The following is a 19,489-nucleotide window of genomic DNA, read 5'->3' on the forward strand; positions in this document are numbered from 1 at the left end:
ACTCGGCACACTCCTGATGATCGATGCGTCGGGAGGACCCGTCATGACCGTTGGGGAGCCGGACGAGTGCGAGCGTCGCATCGTGGCGGCGGTGCTGGCCGGGACGCCGGTCGATCTGCGCGCCGGCGACCCCGGGCAGGACGATCCGGCGCACGGCGCCGCCTGGGACGCCACCCGCACCGTGCGCGCCGAACTGCTGGTCGAGCTGCTCACCGCGGAGCCGGACGACGGGCGTCCGCGGCCGGTCAGGATCCGCGGCGCCCGCATCACCGGCCGGCTCGACCTGGAGGCGTGCGCCATCGTCCGCCCGCTGCTGCTGGACGGCTGCCACCTGGAGGAACCGGTCCGCCTCGACGAGGCCACCGCCCCGACGATCCGCCTGCCCGGCTGCCATCTGCCGGGCCTGTCCGCCCAGCAGTTGCACACCACCGGCAACCTGGAGCTCAACGACGGCTTCACCGCGTACGGGACGGTCGATCTCCTCGGCGCCCGCATCGGAGGCAAGCTCTCCCTCAGCGGAGCCCGGCTGTCCGACCCCGGCGGGCGGGCGTTGAACGCCGACCGGCTCACCGCTGGCCAGGGCGTGTTCGGCCGGGACGGCTTCACCGCCGACGGCGAGGTACGCCTGCTCGGCGCCCGCATCGACGGCCGGCTCGACCTGAACGGGGCCCGGCTGTCCAACCCCGGCGGGACCGCGTTGCAGGCCAACGGCATCAGCGTGGGAGACCACATGCTCTGCTCGGACGGGTTCCGCGCCGAAGGCAGGCTCAGCCTGGCCGGCGCCCGCCTCCCCCACCTCGACCTGTCGGGAGCCGCACTGTCCGCTCCGGGCGGGCAGGCGCTGAACGGATACGGCCTCATCGTCGACCGGGATCTGCTCTGCCATGACGGCTTCACCGCCGACGGGGAGACCTGCCTGGCCGGCGCCCAGGTCAACGGCCGGATCCGGTTCGACGCGGCGGCCCTGTCCCATCCCGGCGGGCAGGCGCTGCAGGCCAATGCGATCACTGTCGGCCAGTCGCTGTTCTGCCGGGACGGGTTCACCGCCGAGGGGGAGGTCCACCTCATCGGCGCCCGGATCGGCGGTGTCTGCGACTTCGAAGGCGCCCGGCTGTCCAATCCCGGTGGCCGCGCCCTGTACGCCGTGCGGCTCCGCGTCGACGGTGATCTGCTGTGCCGGAACGGCTTCACCGCCGAGGGCCAGGTCCAGTTGTCCGGCGCCGTCGTCGGCGGCCAGGTCGAGCTGACCGGGGCCCGGCTGTCCAACCCCGGCCATCAGGCCCTGGACCTGGGGGCCGCGACCGCCGCCGCGCTGCTCCTGCTGCCGAGCCGGCCGCCGGACGGGATCGTGAACCTCACCGACGCCCGGGTCGGCGTCTTCGAAGACGACCTGGCGACCTGGCCCGCCACGATCCGCCTCCGGGGGTTCGTCTACGACACCCTCGCCAACGACGGGGCCGACGTGCGTGAGCGGCTGCGCCGGCTGAGCCGCCAACCCGGCGGCTACACCCCCCGCGTCTACGACCAGCTCGCCTCCGCCTACCGGCGGGCCGGACGGGAAGAGGCCGCCCGTCAGGTGGCGATCGCCAAGCAATGGCACCGGCGCACGGTGCTCGGCCCCGCCGGCAAACTGGCCAACTGGCTGCTGTACCTGACCGTCGGCTACGGCTACCGCACCCGGCTCGCCGCCGTGTGGCTGGCCGGGCTGCTCGCTATGGGGACCTGGGTGTTCGCCCAGGCGCACCCGCGCCACATGACCCGCGCCGACCCGAACGGCCCCGCCTTCCACGCCGCCGCCTACACGCTGGACGTCCTGCTGCCCATCATCGACCTGGGCCAGCAGAAGGCCTGGCAGCCCCACGGCGCGGCCACGTACTGGTCCTGGGCACTCATCGCGGCCGGCTGGGTGCTCACCACCGCCGTCGTCGCCGGGCTGACGGGGGTCGTCAAACGCGACTAGCGCGGCGTCCGCCGAGGTTCGGCGGGCTTTTCGTGTTCAGCGGAGGGTGGCGTGTGCGATGGCGCCGACCTCCGGGCCCGCCTGGGCGATCGCGTTCCCGTCGGGTGTCCAGATGGCCGAACGGCCGGCGGCCTGGTCGTAGCCGCCGCCGGTGGAGCCGGCGAAGCTCGCCACCGCGACCCAGACCTGGTGGCTGGTGATGATGCGGTGGGCGCGCTCGGCCGGGACGTGCGCGTCCTCAACGTGCTCCAGGACGCCGGCCACGTAGCCGTCGATGCCCAGGGCGGCGGTGTCGGAGGCGTGCTGGGCGATGCCGGTGTCCTTGCAGATGGCAAGGCCGAGCCGGTGGCCGTCGACGTCGAGTACGGACGGCTTGCCGCCCGGGGCGAACCGTTCGGCCTCGGCCGCGCCCAGCCACATCTTGCGGTAGGCGACGGTGGCCCCGGTGCCTTCGACGGCCAGTATCGCGATGTACGGCCGTCCCTGCTCGCCCTGTACCGGCGCGCCCACCAGCGCCAGCGACCCCGTCTCGGCGCAGGCGTCGACGATGGGCGCCAGCCGCGGATCCTCGGCCGTGATCGCCGGGGCGTCCAGTTCGTACCCGGTCAGCGACATCTCGGGGAAGACCACCACCCGAGTGCCGGCGGAGCGAACGGTCTGCGCGTGTGTGGCCGCATTGGCCACGACGTCGTAGGACACGCACAACGGCTGGGCTACCGCGATCGTGAGCGGTTCACGCATGGGTACCACCCCCTCGGACCTGATCATCCAGGGAGGCCGGTCACCCGTTCAAGGCCCTCGCCGGCCTGCCGTATTTCCCGGCGGATCGCCGGACGAAACCCGGAACCTGCCCTGAATACGAGCCCTTTTCCTGTGGGCAGACGCCCTTTGAATACCGGCGGGCATGGTCGAGCTCCGGCGGTGCCGGAGCGCGCAAGGCTATTCAATCAGGGCAGAAGATCAGTTTCTCCGCACCTTGACGGCCGTGTTATCAGCGTGCTTTCAGAGCCGCCTCCGGCCGTGTTATTCTGAGGTCACTGCGCCATGGGAAGTGTCGGTGGCCGCAGTGGTTGGACGGTCCGTCCCCGGCGGAGACCGGAATGGATTTCCGGTCTCCGCCGGGGACGGCGAACCCACGGTGCGGCCGGTTCACCGGCCGCACCCGGCCGGTCCGCCACTCGGTTCCACTTCACCAGTTGACATCCGCTGAGGATCGGTTCGCCCGACGGTTTGTCACCGCCGACCGTGGGTCGGTCGTGCCGCGACGGCCGGGTGAACGAGGATCAGCGATATCCGCCGGGCTCTCCAGCCTTACCAGACACCGCCACCGACGGTCCCCGTAGTGGGGCGGTGGTGGTGGTGCATCCGGTGGTGGTGCCGGTCGTGGTGGTGCCGGAAGTGCCGGTCGAAGTGGTTGTGGTGCCGGAAGTGCCGGTCGTGGTGGTGATGGAACCGGCGGTCGTGGTGCATGTGGTGGTGGTGCTGCCGGTTGAAGTTGAAGTTCTCGTTGACGTTGACGTTGCGGTTCTTGTTGGAACCGTGCTGCCTGTGGTGGTGACGCCAGCCGCCGAGGCCCACGCCCTGCTCACCCGCAGCCGCCGAGACGGTGGCGCTGGAGCCGGTGTTCGGTGCCGCCATGGCGTTCGGCGTCGCCATCAGAACGCCACCCATGGCAACGGACGCGATGCCGACCATAGCCAGTCGTTTGATCATCTGAGCCTCCTGCTTCATTTCTCGGAGTGCTTTTGTCTGCGTGGTGCAGCACTTCAGGGATAACACGCTTCCCGGTAACTCCTGCAGTCTTCGGAGGGTAAAGCCTGGGCATTTGGACCGGTCATTGCCGTCTGTCTGCCTTTGGTGGACTGTCCGATGTTCGAGAAGTGCGGAATGTGCATTTTCGGTGCAGCCTGGAATATGACCGTTGGCCGGGCACGTCACGTGAATCCGGTAATGGTCGGACCGGTCTGGAATGCCCGTTTGATGCGGTGCCGGTCACCGGCCGCCGGGCATGGCGGAGCGCCCGCCGGCCCGGCGGGCGGATGAGGCCGACGGTACGGATCCGCGTCGGCGGGATGGCCGCGGTGGGGGCGGGGACCACCGGCCTTACGAGGGCATCGCCCGGTCCGGCGAGGGGGAACGGCGACCCGAGGGGCGTGGTGTCGCCGGGAAGTCTTTCCGGCATGTCGTCCTGGTCGCGCAACCGCCTGTCAGCGGTGTCCGGGAACCGTGCCGTGGCCTGCCGCGCCGACCGCACCCGGATGGCACTCGGTGATCCGGCACCGTTGGCGGGGCGTACCGGATGAGGCGGAGGGGCTCCTGGGCTCCGGTGCGGCGACACGGCCGCGGGTGGCCGCGCGGACCTGGGGCCACCCGCATTGTCGACCGTGTCGGCGGCGGTGGTGAACGAGGTCCGCGTCACCGGCCGCCACATCGGCCCGAAGGCCGCACCGCCAACGGCTCGTTAGCGCTGACCCCGGCCAGGTCGTTCCTCAACGGCCGTCATGAGCGCGGGCCGGCGCTGCCCCGTGCCGATTTGTCGGAATGCCGGGATGCCGTCAGCGGTAGTCGTAGTGCACGTGGCGGTGGTACGAGTGCCAGGGACTGCGGTGGTGCCTGTACCAGTGCCAGTGGCCGGGGTAGGTGTGCCAGGAGTCAGGGTGCCTGTGCGAGCGGCCGTGGTGCCCGTGGCCCCCATAGCTCCCGTGGCGGCCATAGCCGTCGTAGCCCCGACCGTAGCCGCCGTAGCCGCCGTAGCCGCCCTGGCCCCCAGCGTGGCTGTAGCCCCCGGGGTAGCCGTCGTAGCACCTGCTGTGCCCACCCCCGGTCGTGCAGTCATGGTGCCTGGCGTACCTGTCCGCGATGACCGGGACGGCGGTGTTGCGGCCGCCGCGGTCGGCCGCCATGGCGGGCGGCGCCGCCGCCAGCGCACCGCCGAGAGCGATCGATGCGAGACCGACCGTGATCAGTCGTTTCATCATCTGAGCCTCCTGAGCTCTTTGTTGGGAGCGCTCTTTTCCTGCGAGACGCAGTGCACCAGGGATAACACGCCGCCTCATGACCGGCGGGTGGGCGAGACGGCGGAATCGCATATTTGGCGAGAGCATTGCCGTCCGCTGGCGCATGCCGCGAAAGAAGTGCGGAACGCGCCCTTTCCGGGATTCCCGAAGTATGGGGCGTCCGCATGCCGCCGTATGCGAAATTCGTGAGGTGACCGTCCGGTTTTCGCCGTACCCCCGGAATTCGGCGGGCGCCTGGAGGCGCCGGCCGGGCGGCCCCGCAAGCGGCTCGCCCCGCAGGGCCTCGGCCCCCGGCAGGCGGCCGGCCGGCCGGTTCACCGAACGGGTGCGGGACAATGGAGTCTCGTCCACGGCGCTGCGGAGAGCGGCGCTCACCTGCGGCAGGAGATCACACGTTGCCTCGCGAGGGGGAGACCCCCACCGGCCCGGACCGTTCCGGTCTGCGGGCCGACTGCGCGAACTGTTTCGGGCTCTGCTGCGTCGCGCTGCCCTTCGCCGCCTCCGCCGACTTCGCGGCCGACAAGGCCGCCGGGCAGCCGTGCGCGAACCTGCGGGCCGACTTCGGCTGCGGCATCCACGCGCACCTGCGCGAGCGGGGCTTCCCCGGCTGTGCCGTTTTCGACTGCTTCGGCGCGGGGCAGCAGGTCTCCCAGATCACCTTCGGCGGGCGGGACTGGCGGCGGAACCCGCACACCGCGTCGCGGATGTTCGAGGTGTTCCCCGTCATGCGGCAGCTCCACGAGCTGCTGTGGTACCTGGCCGAAGCGCTGGCGCTGCCGCCGGCCCGTCCCGTCCACGCCGACCTGCGCCGGGTGCGCGACGACATCGACCGCCTCACCCACGGCACCCCCGAAACACTCGTGGAGCTGGACGTGGCGGCACTGCGCGCCGACGCCAACGCCCTGCTGCTGCGCGCCAGTGAACTGGTGCGGGCCAAGATCCCGGGCCGCAGGAGGAACCACCGGGGAGCCGACCTCATCGGGGCCAGGCTCAGCGGCGCCGACCTGCGGGGCGCCAACCTTCGCGGGGCCTACCTCATCGCGGCCGACCTCACGAACGCCGACCTGAGAACGGCCGACCTCATCGGCGCCGACCTGCGGGGCGCCGACCTGAGCGGCGCCGATCTCACCGGGAGCATCTTCCTCACCCAGGCCCAGCTCAACGCGGCCAAGGGCGATGCCGCCACCAGGCTGCCCCGTACGCTGGTCCACCCCGCCCACTGGCGCCCCGCCCGCAAAGCGGCCGGCAGCAAGCCCTAGGAAGCCGGAGGACAGGGCCATGGGCGCCCTCGTTCGTTAACGGTCGCTTACGTGGTGCCGTCGGGGCTCGCCCGCAGGAAACCCGCGCGCCTACGGTGTGAGGGTGAACGAGGAGATCACCGGGCGGATCCTGGTCGTCGACGACGATCCGACCGTGGCCGAGGTGGTCATGCGGTATCTCGTCCGGGACGGGCACGAGGTGAGATGCGTGGCCGACGGGCACGAGGCGCTGGCCAGTGTCCGTGCCCAACCGCCCGACCTGGTCGTCCTCGACCTGATGCTGCCGGGCGTCAGCGGGCTGGAGATCTGCCGGCGGCTGCGGGAGAACTCGGCGGTGCCGATCGTCATGCTCACCGCGCTGGGCGAGGAGACCGACCGGCTGGCGGGGCTGGAGACCGGCGCCGACGACTACGTGACCAAGCCGTTCAGCCCCCGTGAGCTGGCGCTGCGGGTCAGGTCGGTGCTGCGACGGGCGCACGGGGGGCTCGCCCCGGCCGGTCGGGGGCCGGCCCGGCTGGGCGACGGGGAACTGGTCGTGGACACCGGCGCCCATGAGGCGTTCCTCGGGGGGCGGCGGCTCGCCCTGACCGCCCGGGAGTTCGACCTGCTGGCGTTCCTGATGCGGCATCCGCGGCGCGCGTTCACCCGCGGCGAGCTGCTCGAACAGGTCTGGGGCTGGTCGTTCGGGGACTCCTCCACCGTCACCGTCCACGTGCGCAGGCTGCGGGAGAAGATCGAGAGGGACCCGACCGTGCCGCACCGGATCGTGACGGTGTGGGGCGTGGGCTACCGCTACGAGCCGGGGAGCGCGGACTCGTGATCCCGTTCGCGGATCTGCTGTGGGTGGCCTGGTACGCGGCCGTCGCCGCCGCCGTGGTCGCGGTGGTCGGCCTGGTGCTGCTGCACGCGCTGCGCGGCCGGTCGATGGCCGTCCAGCTCGCCGTGGTGGGCGTGGCGACCGTGCTGGCGACCGTGTCCGGGATCGTCGTGATCACGCTGATGATGTACCTGGACGCGCACGACCGTTCGGTGGCGCTGGCCGTGGTGATCGCCGCCGGGACGGTGGCGATGGGCGTGTCGGTGCTGCTCGGGCGGCGGCTGGTGGCCGCCAACCGGATGCTGGTGGACGCCGTGCGCGCCGACCCCTACCGCCCGCCCGAGGGCCGGCTGCCCGCCGAGCTGGCCGAGCTGGCGCGGGAGCTGGACGCCGCGTACGGGCGGCTGGCCGCCGCGCACGAACGCGAGCAGGCGCTGGAGGCCAGCCGGCGGGAGTTGGTGGCCTGGGTCAGCCACGACCTGCGCACGCCACTGGCCGGGATGCGCGCGATGGCCGAGGCGCTTGAGGACGAGGTGGTGTCCGACCCGGAGACCGTACGCGCCTACCACGGCCGCATCCGCCAGGAGATCGACCGGCTGACCGGCATGGTGGACGACCTGTTCGAGCTGTCCCGCATCCATGCCGGGGCGCTGCGGCTCTACCGCCGCCGGGTGGGGCTGGACGACCTGGTGGCGGAGGCGGTCGAGGGGACCGAGCCGCTCGCGCGGGCCAAGGGCGTGCAGCTGAACGGCCGGGCCCGCGAGGGGCTGCCGCTGGAGGTGGACGCCGCCGAGCTGGGCCGGGCGCTGCGCAACCTGGTGGTGAACGCGATCAGGCACACGCCGAGCGACGGCACGGTCGAGGTCGTCGGCGGGGTCGAGGACGGCATGGCCTGCGTGACGGTCTCCGACGCCTGCGGTGGCATCCCGGAGGACGACCTGCCCCGGGTGTTCGACGTGGCGTTCCGGGGCGAGACGGCCCGCACCCCGGGAGGCGGCGGGGCCGGGCTGGGCCTGGCCATCGCCCGTGGCATCGTGGAGGCCCACGCGGGGAAGATCGGCGTCACCAACGCCGAAACCGGCTGCCGCTTCATGATCCGCCTGCCCCTGGCGCCCTGACCCCCTGATCAGCACCTCACCAGTGATCCACGTCGTCCCGGGCCGCTCCCGGCCCGTGCCGGCGGACCGGCCCGGCCCTGTGATCACACGTGCGGCAGGCCGGCCGAGGACTCGCCGGTGAGGTGATCCACGTCGTTCCGGGCCGCTCACGGCCCCCGCGTAGGTGGATCGGACCGGCCAGACGGGTCAGCGGCCGACCGACTCGTCGATGAGGCGGAAGGTCGGGCACGGCCAGCGCCACATGCAGGCGCGGCAGCGCTGGATCGGGTTGGTCGGATCGCTGGTGATGCCGCCGGCGTCCCGGGGCCGGTGCAGCTCGACCAGGCGCAGCGCCAGGTCGGCGAACGCGATCATCTCGTCGCGTGCGCCGGTCAGGAAGGTGAGGTCGGCGCGGGACAGCCGCGCGTGGATCGGAACGAAGCCCTCGCGATTGATCAGGCGGGCCAGGTAACGGCTGGAGGAGTCCCATGGAGTGGACTTCTCCGACCGTGCCCGGACCGCCTCCAGACGCTCGCGAAGTCGCGCCTGTCGCGGATCGCCCTCCGCATGGCCAAGCCGCTGCTGCACGCGCACAGCATCCCGCACTCCTCGTCCGCCCGCGAAGGGAATTCCGCAGTTCATGGGCTTGGGAACGTTCCGAAACGGGGCGTATGCCCCACAGGTGCCCATAGTCCTCCCCGTGGACGGGTGCGGCGGCGGATCCACCCGGGTCGCGCACGGCTCACCGGGCCGGGCGTCCCGGAACGGCGGAGCCGATCTCCGGGCCTTGTGCACCGGGTGGACGGCCGTGCAGCGTCAACCCCGTACCAGGTGATCCCCCAGCGTGGGCAAGACGGGGCCCTGCACCCGGCAACAGGCCGATCGCCGAGGACCGCCGCGGCCTCCGCGAGCGGATAGTGTGCCGCTCGTGGAGCTGAATGTCTCGACCTCGTCTCGGGGAGATCACGCCGTCGTCACAGCGACCGGCGAGCTGGACCTGTACACGGCGCCGCGCCTGCAGACCGCGCTGGCGGCCGTGCTGCGCGACCAGGCCGGCCGTGTGGTGGTCGACCTGAGCGGCGTGGAGTTCTGCGACTCCACGGGGATGAACGTCCTGCTGGCGGCGATGAAACGGCTCAAGGAGCAGGGCGGCGCGTTCGAACTGGCCGCGCCGCGCCCGGCGGTGCGGCGGATCCTCCAGGTCACCGGCCTGGACGGCGTCTTCACCATCACCGACGCGCTGCCCGCGCCGGGCACCGGCTGACCGCATCCCCGCCCCCGCCGGTCGTCCCGACGTGGGGGAACGCCCGTCCGGCGCGCACTACGATCGGCTGCATGCAGCCACAGGAGCGATCGGACAGCCCGCCGCCGGCGGGCGGTGACGTGGCGGTCGTCATTCCCGCCAAGGACGAGGGCGACCGGATCGCGGCCACCGTCAAGGCCGCCGCCGAACTGCCGGGCGTGGACCTGATCGTCGTCGTGGACGACGGCTCGTCCGACAGCACCGGGCGGCTGGCGGCCGAGGCCGGCGCCCGGGTCGTGCGGCACAGCCGCAACCGGGGCAAGGGTGCCGCCATGGAGAGCGGCGCCGAGGCGGTCAGGCTCCTGGACGAGGGCCGCGAGGAGCCCCGCCACCTGCTGTTCCTGGACGCCGACCTGGCCGACACCGCCCGCGAGGCAGTCCCCCTCGTCGAGCCGGTCCGGCGTGGCGAGGCCGACATGACCATCGCCACGTTCACCACCACCGTCAAGCTCGGCGGGCACGGCTTCGTGGTGCGGCTGTCGCGGGACGGCATCCGCCGGGCCACCGGCTGGGAGGCCACCCAGCCGCTCAACGGCCAGCGCTGCCTGACCCGCGCCGCGTTCGAGGCGGGCCTGCCGCTGGCCGCCGGGTTCGGCGTGGAGACCGCGCTCACCATCGACCTGGTGCGGTGCGGCTTCCGCGTCCTGGAGGTCGAGGTGCCGCTCGCCCACCGGGCCACCGGCACCGACTGGAAGGCCCAGCTCCACCGCGCCCGCCAGTTCCGCGACGTCGCCCGCGCGCTGGCCGCCCGCGAGCCGATGATCGCCACCCGCCTGGCCCACCGCCGCAGGTGACCTCCCCCACCCCCATGCCCTCGGACCCCGGCCGCACGTCCCCGAACGAGCCCCCACGGCCCGCACCCGCCCACCCGGCCGAGGCCGGGCAGAGCGAACGGGCCGCGCCGGTGGGTGCGAACGGTGCTGGATGGGCCGAGCCGGTCGAGCCTGCAGGCTCGGGGGAGGCCGGGCGGGCTGTGTCCGTCGGACGGGGCGTTCGCGGGCTCGGGGCGGCGGGGCTGGGGGGTGTCGGGGCGGGGTTGGTGTGCTTTCTGCTCACCGCGTTGCTCGGGCCGTCCGTGATGCAGCCGGTGCTGCGGGGGGCATCAGGGCAGCCGCCTTATTCACTGGATGCCGGGGCCTCGCCGTATGTGGTGATCGGGTTGATCGCCGGTGGGGTGCTGCTCGGTACGGCCGGGCTCGGGCTGTGCCTGTACGCGGTGCAGCGGGGATGGCGTTGCTCGGCCCGTCGCCTGATGGCCGCCGGGGTGCTGGTGGCGGCGGCGTTCGCGGTGATGCCTCCGATCGGCTCGTCCGACCATCTCAACTACGCCGCGTACGGGCGGATGGCCGTCACCGGTCACGATCCGTACAGCACCCGGGCGGTCGACCTGCCCGGTGATCCGGTCATCGGTGCCGTCGAGGAGTGGCGCCACGCGCCCTCGGTGTACGGGCCAATTGCCACGGCGCAGGAGGCGTTCGCGTCCTGGGTCGGGGGAGACTCGGTCCGGCTGACCGTGTTCGCGCTGTCGGTCACCAACGCGCTGGCGTTCGTGCTCGCCGGCTGGATCCTCTACCGCGTGTGCCGTACTCCGCGGGGACGGCTGCGCGCGGCGTTGCTGTGGACGTGCAACCCGCTGATGCTGCTCCATCTGGTCGCGGGCGCCCACAACGACACTCTGGCGATCGCGGCGGCGGTGGGGGCGCTGGGCGTCTTCGCCGGCGCGTCCCGTCCGCTGCCGCGCGCCCTGGCGGCGGGAGCCCTCGCGGGCGCCGCCGCCGCGATCAAGTTCCCGGCGGCGTTGGTGGGCGGCGGGCCCGCCTGGACGATGCTGCGGCGTCGCGGGTTCGGCGGGCTCGCCGGGCTGGGCGCGGCGGCCGCCACGGTCGCCCTGGCCGCCTACTCCCTCGCCGGAGATCACGCTTTCGACCAGGTCAGAAGGGCCGCCAACTCGGTCTCGCTGGCCACCCCCTGGCATCTGCTGGACGCCGCGATGGGCGTGGGCCAGCACCGGATCGTGATCCGGATCGGCTCGCTGGTGCTGCTGGCCGCCCTGATCTGGCTGCTGCTGCGCGCCCTGCCCCGCGACCCGGGCCGCGACCCGGACGTGGCCGACGGTCTGGCGGTCGCGGCCGCGCTGGTGCTGGCCTGGCTGCTGGCCGCCACCTACGCGCTGCCCTGGTACGACGGGCTCGGCTGGGCGGTGCTGGTGCTGCTGCCCTGGTCACGGTTCGACTGGGCGCTGCTGGCGCACACCGCCGCGCTCAGCCTGGCCTACCTGCCGGCCCGCGATCCGCGGCTGATCGGCCTGCCGGACGACCTGACCTGGCTGGTCACGGTGCTGCGCCCGGACGTCATCCCGTGGCTGCTGACCGGGGTCGTGGCATGGGTGGCGGTGACGTCGATCCGCCGTCCGTGGTCTCGTCCAGTTCCAGCGCCCGGACACTCGCCGCCAGCGTCAGCGGGATCGCCAGGCTGAACGCGATCGCCGGGATCACCACCCCGGAGTCGTTCACCAGCATCCCGGCGATGGCCAGCGTCAGCGCCGACAGCAGCGCGGGCCGCAGCGTCCGGCTGCGGTGGTAGGCCCGCTCCAGCAGTGCGGCCCGCCACTGCAGCGGCTTGGCCAGCACGAAGAACAGGAAGCACAGCGCCGCGACCACCGCCACCGTGAACGGCCAGTAGCCCAGGCTGCGCAGCATCGCGCCCGCCTTGCGCGCGATGACGCCCCCCGCCTCCCCGCCTACCAGGTCGTCCCAGAACCGTCCCAGGTGGGACGGGTCCGCGCGCAGCGAGTCGGCGAACGCGATCGCCAGCACCACCACCGCCCCGGCGACGCAGAACAGTCCCAGCCGCACCGCCGACACCCGCCGCCCCGAGATCAGCAGCCCCAGCACCGCGAACGCCGGGACCATCGCGATCACACCGCCGAAGTCGCTGCCCCAGGAGGGCCAGCCGTCGATCGCGACCGCCGCCACCGCGATCGCCGTGACCACGGCCACCGCGGCCCGCTCGCGGCCCGCCCGCAGCGGGCGTTCGGCCAGCCAGGCCGCCGTCAGCAGCGCCGCCACCGCGAACAGCGCGAACGCCTGGTTGCCGAACCCGTAGAACCGCCCCGCCACCAGCGCCGTGTACCCCATCAGCGAGTTGAGTTGGAGCCGCGAGCCGGTCATCACGTCCACGGCGAGCACCAGCGCGGTGATGGCGGCGATGACCAGCCCGGCGCCGACCAGCGACCGCCGCCACGGCCCGGCCAGTGCCAGCGCGGTGATGGCGGTGATCCACGCCACCACGGTGAGGATCAGCGCGGGCAGTGGATGCTCCGACCGCCACCACGGCAGCAGGTTGGCCAGGAACGAGGCCACCGGCGTCGCCGCCCCCACCAGCGCGATCACCCGCGTCCCGGCGAGGATCCGCTGCCGCGCCGCATACCGGGAGCCCGCATCGGGAGAGCGCCCCGGCCGCGTGCCGGACGCCTCCCGGCCGGACGGCCCACCCTCGGTGGCCTTGTCCACAGGACGTTCTTGCCGTGCGCCGGACGCCTCCTGGCCGGACTGTCCATCCTCTGCGGTCTCGTCCAGCATGCTGGACGCCTCCGAGCCGGCGGCTCCGTTCAAGGAGCGCCGGGTCTCCTCGGCGCCCTGTACGGGCGACGCCTCGGTCTCGGCGGACGTGTTCGGGGGGTCTTCTCGGCGGTCGGAGGTCCCCCAGCGGCGGCGCAGCGCCACCGTCGCCAGGCCGTACAGCAGCAGTTGGCCGCCGAACAGGACGATGAAGAAGGCCGGCTGCACCCGGCGGATCGCCTGGGCCGCGACGTCCTCATCGTCGAGATCGTGGACCTTGTCCGCCACGGTCGCCTCGGTCGGCTCGGCCCGCCAGGCCGACCCGACGGCCTGCTTCGGCTGCGGCAGGCCCAGGGCCTTCAGTGTGGTCGCCGTCACGTCGGTCAGCGTGACGATGCCCGGCTGCCGGGTGGCGTTCGAGGTGAGATAGGCGGGGCCGAACCCGGCGCCGCCGGCCAGCGCGACGTGCAGATGGGGGACGCCGCCGGTGTCCGACAGGCCCGCCACCAGCAGCGTCGTGCCGGTGGGCAGCGCGCCGAGCACCGCCGCGAGCTGCCGGTCGGCCGCCGTGGCCGCCTCCGCCCGGGCCGTGCGGCGGATCGGGATCGAGGAGCCCTCGGCGTCCACCCCCGTCCTGATGTGGGCGCGATGGATGTCGTCGATCTCCACCGCCGTCAGCGCGCACCGCGACCAGCCCCCGGCGGGCACCTGCCGCGGGGACGGCGCGTAGACGTCCACCCGCCCGCCGCCGTCGGCGGCCCCGAGCACCGCGCCGGGCCCGACCGCCATCGTGCACCCGCCGGCCCGGTGGACGGCGTCGCCCAGCAGTCCGGTCTGCGCCTCGTACGAGGTGCCCGCGTTGTCGTTCCTGATCTGGGCCCAGTCGGGGGCGCTCGCCGAGACGCCGGAGACGGACGGGACGGGGGCCAGCGCGCACTCGCCGTGGGCGAACCTGGCCCGCTGACCGGCGGACACGGTCAGCCACCCGTCCGCGGGGCAGGTGTTCACCCGGGTCGTCCGGACGCTCAGCGCCCCGGCGGACCCCTCCCGCGTCAGCCTCCACAGGGTCGGGGTGCCGTGTTCGCTGACATCGCTCCAGCGCAGGCCCGGAATCCCGACCAGCGCCACCCGCCCGTTCGCCCGGGAACCGTCGGCCGCGTCGGCGTGGGCGGACTGCCGTGCCCAGAACGCGGGGCCGAGGATCATGAGCAGGACCATGCCGAGTACCGGGAACACCGACAGGAAAGCGGCGCTCACGCCGCCGAAGGGTGTCGCCCCCCGCTGCGCCACCTGGCCACCTCCATCGTCTGGTCCGTGCCCAGGCTAGTGGGACGTTTACGCCAGGATGGATCCATGGGTGAACGAAACGGGGACCGTACGGGCAGGTCGGCGGTCGATCTCGCGATCCTGTTCGCGGGGGTGGTGATCGCCGTCACGGCGGTCGCGCCGATCGCGGTGCACTGGCTGACCAACCCTCCCGACCAGCGGCTTGTGGACGTCGACGTCTACCGGGCGGGCGGGGACGCGGTGCTGCGCGGGGCCCCGGTCTACGACCTGCTCACCCAGCCGCCCCAGTTGCTGCCGTTCACCTACCCGCCGTTCGCCGCCCTGCTGGCGGTGCCGCTGGCGGTGCTGCCCTGGCCGGTGGTGCAGGTGCTGTGGGTGGCCGCGATCTACCTGGCGCTGGCCGTCGTGGTCTGGTACGCGTTCCGCCCGCTGCTGGCCCGGGCCGGGCGGTACGCGCCGCTCGCGGCGGGCGCCCTGGTCGGCGCGCTGGCCTACCTGCAGCCGGTGCACGACCAGACCCGGTTCGGCCAGGTCGGGCTGTTCCTGATGGCCATGTGCGCGGCCGACTGCCTGGCGCCGTCCACCCGCTGGCCGCGCGGGGTGCTGGTCGGGCTGGCGACCGCGATCAAGCTGGTGCCCGGGGTGTTCCTGATCTACTTCCTGATCACCGGCCGGCGCCAGGCCGCCTGGCACGCCACGCTGACCGCCGCCGCCGCCTCGCTGGCCGCCTTCGCGGTGCTGCCGGGCGACTCGATGGACTTCTGGTTCGACGCGGTGCTCAACAACGACCGGGTCGGGGCCAACAACGGCACCACCAACCAGTCGCTGAACGGGATGCTGCTGCGGCTGTACTGGCCGGACACGGTGACGACGCTGCTGTGGGCGGCCTGCGTGGTGCTGCTGGCCGTGGTCGGCTTCCGGCTGGCCCGCCGGGCCTCGCTGGCCGCCGCCCGGCTGGACGGGACGGGCTCGCACAGCCTGGAACTGGCCGGGATCGCGATCACCGGGCTGCTGTCGGTGCTGCTGTCCCCGGTGGGGTGGGTGCACCACCTGGTGTGGGTCGTCCTGGTCATCGGCGCCCTGGCCGGGGACGGCCGCGACGTACGGCGCTGGCTGGCCGCCGCCGGGGTCGCGGTCTTCTTCGCGTTCCGGATCCCCTGGTGGGGGACCCGCCTCATCGGCGAGGAACACAGCGCCGTCGAACGTTTCACCGGCCGTATCGTGCAGGACTCCTTTGGACTGGCCGCCGTCGGGCTGATCGCCGTGCTGGGTCTGTGGTTGGTCAACCGTGCCAAAGCACAAAGTGACCCTGCCATTCCTTCTCCCGACCAGGTCAAGGCCGGTACGCTCGCTTCGTGATCCTTGTCGCAGTGGCCATAGCCGGGGTGGTGGCGGGAGTGGCCGGCCTCTCGATCGCGGTGGTCGCCCACAACCGGGTCAACCAAGTCGTCGCGGAGTGCGCCGAGATGGTGCACCGGCAACTCCAGACCCTCGACGGGTCCGTGGACAACCAGGCGCTGCGCGACGTCGCGGTCGTGCACTACGACGCGCTCAAGGAGATGGCCGGGCGGCGCTCGTTCTCGATGGCACTGATCAACGCGCTCGGCGACGGCGTGGTGATCAGCTCCATCAACGGGCGGACCGAGACCCGCACCTACGCCAAGGCGATCCGCGGCGGCCGCAGCCTGGAGGTGCTGTCGCCGGAGGAGGACCAGGCGCTGCGCGGCGCCCGGCTCGGCAAGGGCCCGGTGGTGAGCATGGACGACCCGCTGCCCGACTTCGGCGGCAACACCGCCTCCTCGGCGCGCGCCTGACGCCCGGCGATCGGCGGGTCCGGTCCCGGCGCCCGCGAACGGCCACGTAAACTCGGGTGTTGACACCGTTGCCGTCTCACGCCCGCCGTGCACTCCTCGCCTCGGCGGAGGAGTGCTGCTGATGCGTTACGCCTATCTCGGCCCCCAGGGCACCTTCACCGAGGCCGCGCTGAATTCCGTCCCCGAGGCGGCCGGCGCCGAGCACCTGCCGTACGCCACCGTCCCCGCCGCCTTGGACGCGCTGCGTCGCGGCGAGGTGGAGGCGGCCGTGGTCGCGCTGGAGAACTCGGTCGAGGGCTCGGTCCCCACCACGCTGGACGAGCTGGCGACCGGCCAGCCGCTGCAGATCGTCGGCGAGGTGCACCTGCCGGTCTCGTTCGCGCTGCTGGTCCGGCCGGGCACCACGTTCGGCGACATCAAGACGGTCGCCTCGCACCCGCACGCCCAGCCGCAGTGCCGCCGCTGGCTGGCCGCGCACGTGCCGGACGCCGAGTGGCGGGCGGCCACCTCCAACGCCGAGGCCGCCCAGCACGTCGCCGACGGCCACTACGACGCCGCGCTGGCCGGGTCGTTCGCCGCGGCCCGCTACGGGCTGTCGGTGCTGGCCGAGGACATCCACGACGTGGCCGACGCGGTCACCCGCTTCGTGGTGCTGCGCCGCCCGTGCCCGCCGCCCCCGCCCACCGGCATGGACCGCACCACCGTGGTCGCCTTCATCGGCGAGGACCACCCGGGCGCCCTGTTGGAGATCTTGAACGAGTTCTCGATGCGGGGCATCAACCTGACCCTGATCCAGTCCCGCCCGACCGGCCAAGGCCTCGGCTCCTACCTGTTCTGGATGGACTTCGAGGGCCATGTCGCCGACGCCCGGGTCGGCGAGGCCCTGATGGGCCTGCGCCGCATCTGCGCCGACGTCCGCTTCGTGGGCTCCTACACGCGGGCCGACCGGATCCGGCCACAGATCCGCCGCGGCACCCACGACACCGACTTCACCGAGGCCGCAGCCTGGCTGACCGCCATCCGCTCCGGCCACTCCTGACCTGCGGCCGTCCCGGACCGCCGGTGGGCCGCACCGGGTTTTCCGTACGCCGGGCGCCCGGTGTGCCGGGCGGCCTTCACAGGCGCGGAAGCCCTGACCCGGCGGTGATCCCAGCTCGGGGGGACAGGAGCCAGACCGCCGAGGTGCCCAGGCCCGTGGGAGGGAGCAGGGGGCCGGAGCGGTGGCCCAGGTAGGTGCGGCGGAGTTCGGGCTCGGTGTAGCGGGCGCAGCGGCGGTGCCATTCGAGGATGCCGGACATCCAGTCCTTGAGGTCGTCGGCGTAGCGGGTGAGGGCGGCGCGGGCGGGGCCCGACAGGGCGTGCTCCTCGAAGAGGGCCGGGAGGCCGACGGCCACGAGGTGCTCGAACTGGCGCATCCGGGCGGCCATCAAGTCGGCCACCACCTGCGCGGCGCGTTCGCGGCTCACCTCCAGGAAGGTCTCCACGACCAGAACGAGGTTGCACCGCTCGCCCTCGAACTCGATCTCCTTCTGGTAGGAGAACAGGTCGTTGGTGAAGGTGGCGTAGTCCTGGGCGGCGTTCTCCAGCTCCCACAGGGTCCGGGTCTCGTGGATCTCCGGCGGGACGATGTCGTCGTGGGCGATCTGCGCCAGGCTCATCGTCATGTCGGAGCCGAACGTCCGGCGGCGCATCTCCACATAGTCGATCGGGTCGGGGACGCGCTGCTGGGTGTCACCGGCCAGCTCCCACAGCCAGCTTGAAGTCATGTCCTCCACGGCCTTGCGGAACCGGCGGCGGGCCTGGGGGCTCATCGGCCCGGCGGTGCGGCGCCACAGGTCGGCCAGGCCCCGTTCGAGCGGATTCTGCGGGGGCGGCGTGACCTGCGTCTCCAACGGCATGAACAGCGACAGCCGCTCGTTGCAGATCTTCGCCGCGGCCAGATCGCGCCGCTTGCCGAACACCAGCGGGAAGTAGTCGTCGCCGTAGGTGCCCCAGGAGAGCCAGTCGGTGCTCAGGTACAGCTCCTCGGGGGTGGCATCGGCGTGGATCATCGAGGCACAGTGCGCCAGGTCGAAGACGGCGAACCGCCGCTCGTCCCACACCCCGCCCAGCTCTACCCCGGGCACCGAGTCGAAGAACCCCATCCGCCGCGCCCAGCCGACCGAGTACCGCCGCGCGTCGTCCAGATGAGGGCTCATCCGGAACCGGTAGGGCATGTAAAGCTCGGGCACCCGCAGCGGACCCACCGGCTGGTGCGCGACGTGGGCGTACTGCCGGGACCTGACCGCCAGCCCCAGCCGCGCCGGGAAGGCGCCCGGCCGGAACGCGGAGGTGCCCAGCCCGGTGGGGCTCCACGAGAACGACGAGGACGCCAGGCCCTCGTTCATGTAGCGGCTCGACCTGGCGTGCCACTCGTGCCCGCCGGCCTGCCAGTCCTGTAGACCCTTGACGAAGGCGGCCACCGCGAGCTGCTCGTCCGGTGTCGCCGCGTACTCGGCCAGCAGCCCCGGCACCTCGGTCAGCGCGGTGTTCTCGAACTGCTGGAGCCGGGAGGTCAGCAGGTCGTTGACGAGCTCGGCGGCCTGCTGCGTCGGGCAGTCGAAGAACCGCTCGAAGACCAGCACGGCGTTGGAGTTCTCCCCCTCCGTGCGGACCTCGCGCTCGTAGGAGAACAGGTCGTTGCGCAGGTGCACCGCGTCGGCGAACGTGTCCACCAGCACTTCCAGCGGGCGCGTGCCGGCCAGCCGGGGCGGGACTTCGGCACCGGCGGCGTACTCGACCAGGTTGGCCGACCAGGGCGCCCCGCCGACCCGGCGCCGCATCTGCACGTACTCGATCGGGTCGGCGATCCGGCCGCGGCCGATGTTGTCCAGCTCCCACATCGACTCGACCATCAGGTGGCGGGTGCTGCGGATGAAGCGGCACCGCCAGTCGTCCGACATCGCCGGGACGGTGCGCTCCCACAGGTCCTTGAGCCCGGCCTCGGCGGGGTTGCGCGGCTCCGGTGGCTCCTCGGTCATGAACTGCTGGAGCCGGTCCAGGTGGGCCCTGGCGCCGGTGAGGTCACGCGAGTACTTGAACAGCTCCAGGAAGTGGTCGTCGAAGAAGAACACCCACACGTACCAGTCGGTGATCAGATCGAGCGCGGGCCCGTCACAGTCGGGATGGGTGTAGGCGCACATCAGCGGATAGTCCATCCGCGCCAGCGCGTCCTCGTCCCAGACGACGCCGCCGCCCGGCTTGGGCGAGTCCAGCATCCCCATCCGCCGCGCCCACTCCATGCTGTGCGCGCGGGCGCCCTCCAGATGCGGGTTGAGCCTGGCCGGGTACGGCAGATAGAAGTCGGGCATCGTGAACGGCTGCATGACCAGGCCC

Annotated in this window: 15 protein-coding genes and 1 pseudogene; 10 read left to right on the forward strand and 6 right to left on the reverse strand. The window is 72.7% G+C overall.

The window, feature by feature from the left end; translation table 11 throughout:
• Nucleotides 1-43: 43 nt before the first annotated feature.
• A complete protein-coding gene (locus C4U03_RS23990) occupies nucleotides 44-1,960 on the forward strand; it encodes a hypothetical protein (protein WP_103940253.1) in 1,917 nt (638 codons plus the stop codon).
• A 36-nt stretch (nucleotides 1,961-1,996) separates the two neighbouring features.
• Here the strand turns inward: C4U03_RS23990 and C4U03_RS23995 are convergent, their stop codons facing one another.
• The 3 genes from C4U03_RS23995 to C4U03_RS24005 all read right to left on the reverse strand — a co-directional run bounded on the left by C4U03_RS23995 (nucleotide 1,997) and on the right by C4U03_RS24005 (nucleotide 4,938).
• Complete coding sequence (locus C4U03_RS23995; protein WP_103940255.1) at nucleotides 1,997-2,701, reverse strand: carbon-nitrogen hydrolase family protein; 705 nt, start codon at nucleotides 2,699-2,701, stop codon at nucleotides 1,997-1,999.
• 570 nt (nucleotides 2,702-3,271) lie between these two features.
• On the reverse strand, nucleotides 3,272-3,673 hold the full coding sequence (locus C4U03_RS24000) for a hypothetical protein (protein WP_146087498.1): 402 nt from the start codon (nucleotides 3,671-3,673) through the stop codon (nucleotides 3,272-3,274).
• Nucleotides 3,674-4,515: 842 nt separating this feature from the next.
• On the reverse strand, nucleotides 4,516-4,938 hold the full coding sequence (locus C4U03_RS24005) for a hypothetical protein (protein WP_103940259.1): 423 nt from the start codon (nucleotides 4,936-4,938) through the stop codon (nucleotides 4,516-4,518).
• A 434-nt stretch (nucleotides 4,939-5,372) separates the two neighbouring features.
• Between C4U03_RS24005 and C4U03_RS24010 the strand changes: the two genes are divergently transcribed.
• The 3 genes from C4U03_RS24010 (at nucleotide 5,373) to C4U03_RS24020 (ending at nucleotide 8,171) form a co-directional block, all read left to right on the forward strand.
• The gene (locus C4U03_RS24010; protein WP_235018080.1) at nucleotides 5,373-6,236 is read left to right on the forward strand and encodes a pentapeptide repeat-containing protein; all 864 of its coding nucleotides are present in this window, start codon (nucleotides 5,373-5,375) and stop codon (nucleotides 6,234-6,236) included.
• 103 nt (nucleotides 6,237-6,339) lie between these two features.
• Nucleotides 6,340-7,056 carry a response regulator transcription factor gene (locus C4U03_RS24015; protein ID WP_268817531.1) on the forward strand — a complete coding sequence of 239 codons (717 nt, stop codon included), beginning with the start codon at nucleotides 6,340-6,342 and terminating at the stop codon, nucleotides 7,054-7,056.
• Nucleotides 7,053-8,171 (forward strand): sensor histidine kinase, encoded by a 1,119-nt coding sequence (locus C4U03_RS24020; protein WP_235018081.1) that lies wholly within the window; start codon nucleotides 7,053-7,055, stop codon nucleotides 8,169-8,171. The genes C4U03_RS24015 and C4U03_RS24020 overlap by 4 nt, the downstream gene beginning before the upstream one ends.
• 186 nt (nucleotides 8,172-8,357) lie before the next feature.
• Here the strand turns inward: C4U03_RS24020 and C4U03_RS24025 are convergent, their stop codons facing one another.
• Nucleotides 8,358-8,738, reverse strand: a complete 381-nt coding sequence (locus C4U03_RS24025) for a hypothetical protein (protein WP_235018082.1) — start codon at nucleotides 8,736-8,738, stop codon at nucleotides 8,358-8,360.
• A 340-nt stretch (nucleotides 8,739-9,078) separates the two neighbouring features.
• Between C4U03_RS24025 and C4U03_RS24030 the strand changes: the two genes are divergently transcribed.
• From C4U03_RS24030 to mptB, 3 genes and pseudogenes are all read left to right on the forward strand, one after another.
• Nucleotides 9,079-9,414, forward strand: coding sequence for an STAS domain-containing protein (locus C4U03_RS24030; protein WP_103940463.1), 336 nt, complete (start codon nucleotides 9,079-9,081; stop codon nucleotides 9,412-9,414).
• A 71-nt stretch (nucleotides 9,415-9,485) separates the two neighbouring features.
• Nucleotides 9,486-10,247 (forward strand): glycosyltransferase family 2 protein, encoded by a 762-nt coding sequence (locus C4U03_RS24035; protein WP_103940265.1) that lies wholly within the window; start codon nucleotides 9,486-9,488, stop codon nucleotides 10,245-10,247.
• 497 nt (nucleotides 10,248-10,744) lie between these two features.
• Nucleotides 10,745-11,146: pseudogene (mptB, locus tag C4U03_RS41995) on the forward strand (polyprenol phosphomannose-dependent alpha 1,6 mannosyltransferase MptB); the annotation flags it as partial.
• Between the two features lie 658 nt (nucleotides 11,147-11,804).
• Here the strand turns inward: mptB and C4U03_RS40035 are convergent.
• Complete coding sequence (locus C4U03_RS40035) at nucleotides 11,805-14,270, reverse strand: hypothetical protein (protein ID WP_235018083.1); 2,466 nt, start codon at nucleotides 14,268-14,270, stop codon at nucleotides 11,805-11,807.
• A 96-nt stretch (nucleotides 14,271-14,366) separates the two neighbouring features.
• Here C4U03_RS40035 and C4U03_RS24045 point away from each other — a divergent pair, with 96 nt between their 5' ends.
• The 3 genes from C4U03_RS24045 to pheA all read left to right on the forward strand — a co-directional run bounded on the left by C4U03_RS24045 (nucleotide 14,367) and on the right by pheA (nucleotide 17,153).
• Nucleotides 14,367-15,659: a glycosyltransferase 87 family protein gene (locus tag C4U03_RS24045; RefSeq protein WP_103940267.1), complete on the forward strand. Its 1,293-nt coding sequence runs from the start codon at nucleotides 14,367-14,369 to the stop codon at nucleotides 15,657-15,659.
• Nucleotides 15,656-16,114, forward strand: a complete 459-nt coding sequence (locus C4U03_RS24050) for a DUF4446 family protein (protein ID WP_103940269.1) — start codon at nucleotides 15,656-15,658, stop codon at nucleotides 16,112-16,114. The genes C4U03_RS24045 and C4U03_RS24050 overlap by 4 nt, the downstream gene beginning before the upstream one ends.
• 121 nt (nucleotides 16,115-16,235) lie before the next feature.
• Entirely contained in the window at nucleotides 16,236-17,153 is a 918-nt protein-coding gene (gene pheA, locus C4U03_RS24055; RefSeq protein ID WP_407701447.1) for a prephenate dehydratase, read from the forward strand.
• Between the two features lie 76 nt (nucleotides 17,154-17,229).
• Here the strand turns inward: pheA and C4U03_RS24060 are convergent, their stop codons facing one another.
• Complete coding sequence (locus C4U03_RS24060) at nucleotides 17,230-19,479, reverse strand: terpene synthase family protein (protein ID WP_103940273.1); 2,250 nt, start codon at nucleotides 19,477-19,479, stop codon at nucleotides 17,230-17,232.
• Nucleotides 19,480-19,489: the final 10 nt, after the last annotated feature.

It is taken from the genome of Thermomonospora echinospora (assembly GCF_900108175.1).
Lineage (GTDB): Bacteria > Actinomycetota > Actinomycetes > Streptosporangiales > Streptosporangiaceae > Thermomonospora > Thermomonospora echinospora.

Excerpts from the sequence above, each read along its gene's own strand:
- C4U03_RS24005 (WP_103940259.1), bottom strand. The coding sequence starts at position 4,938 with ATGATGAAACGACTGATCACGGTCGGTCTCGCATCGATCGCTCTCGGC.
- C4U03_RS24060 (WP_103940273.1), bottom strand. The coding sequence starts at position 19,479 with ATGCAGCCGTTCACGATGCCCGACTTCTATCTGCCGTACCCGGCCAGG.
- C4U03_RS23990 (WP_103940253.1), top strand. The coding sequence starts at position 44 with ATGACCGTTGGGGAGCCGGACGAGTGCGAGCGTCGCATCGTGGCGGCG.
- C4U03_RS24035 (WP_103940265.1), top strand. The coding sequence starts at position 9,486 with ATGCAGCCACAGGAGCGATCGGACAGCCCGCCGCCGGCGGGCGGTGAC.
- C4U03_RS24045 (WP_103940267.1), top strand. The coding sequence starts at position 14,367 with ATGGGTGAACGAAACGGGGACCGTACGGGCAGGTCGGCGGTCGATCTC.
- C4U03_RS23995 (WP_103940255.1), bottom strand. The coding sequence starts at position 2,701 with ATGCGTGAACCGCTCACGATCGCGGTAGCCCAGCCGTTGTGCGTGTCC.
- C4U03_RS24000 (WP_146087498.1), bottom strand. The coding sequence starts at position 3,673 with ATGATCAAACGACTGGCTATGGTCGGCATCGCGTCCGTTGCCATGGGT.
- pheA (WP_407701447.1), top strand. The coding sequence starts at position 16,236 with ATGCGTTACGCCTATCTCGGCCCCCAGGGCACCTTCACCGAGGCCGCG.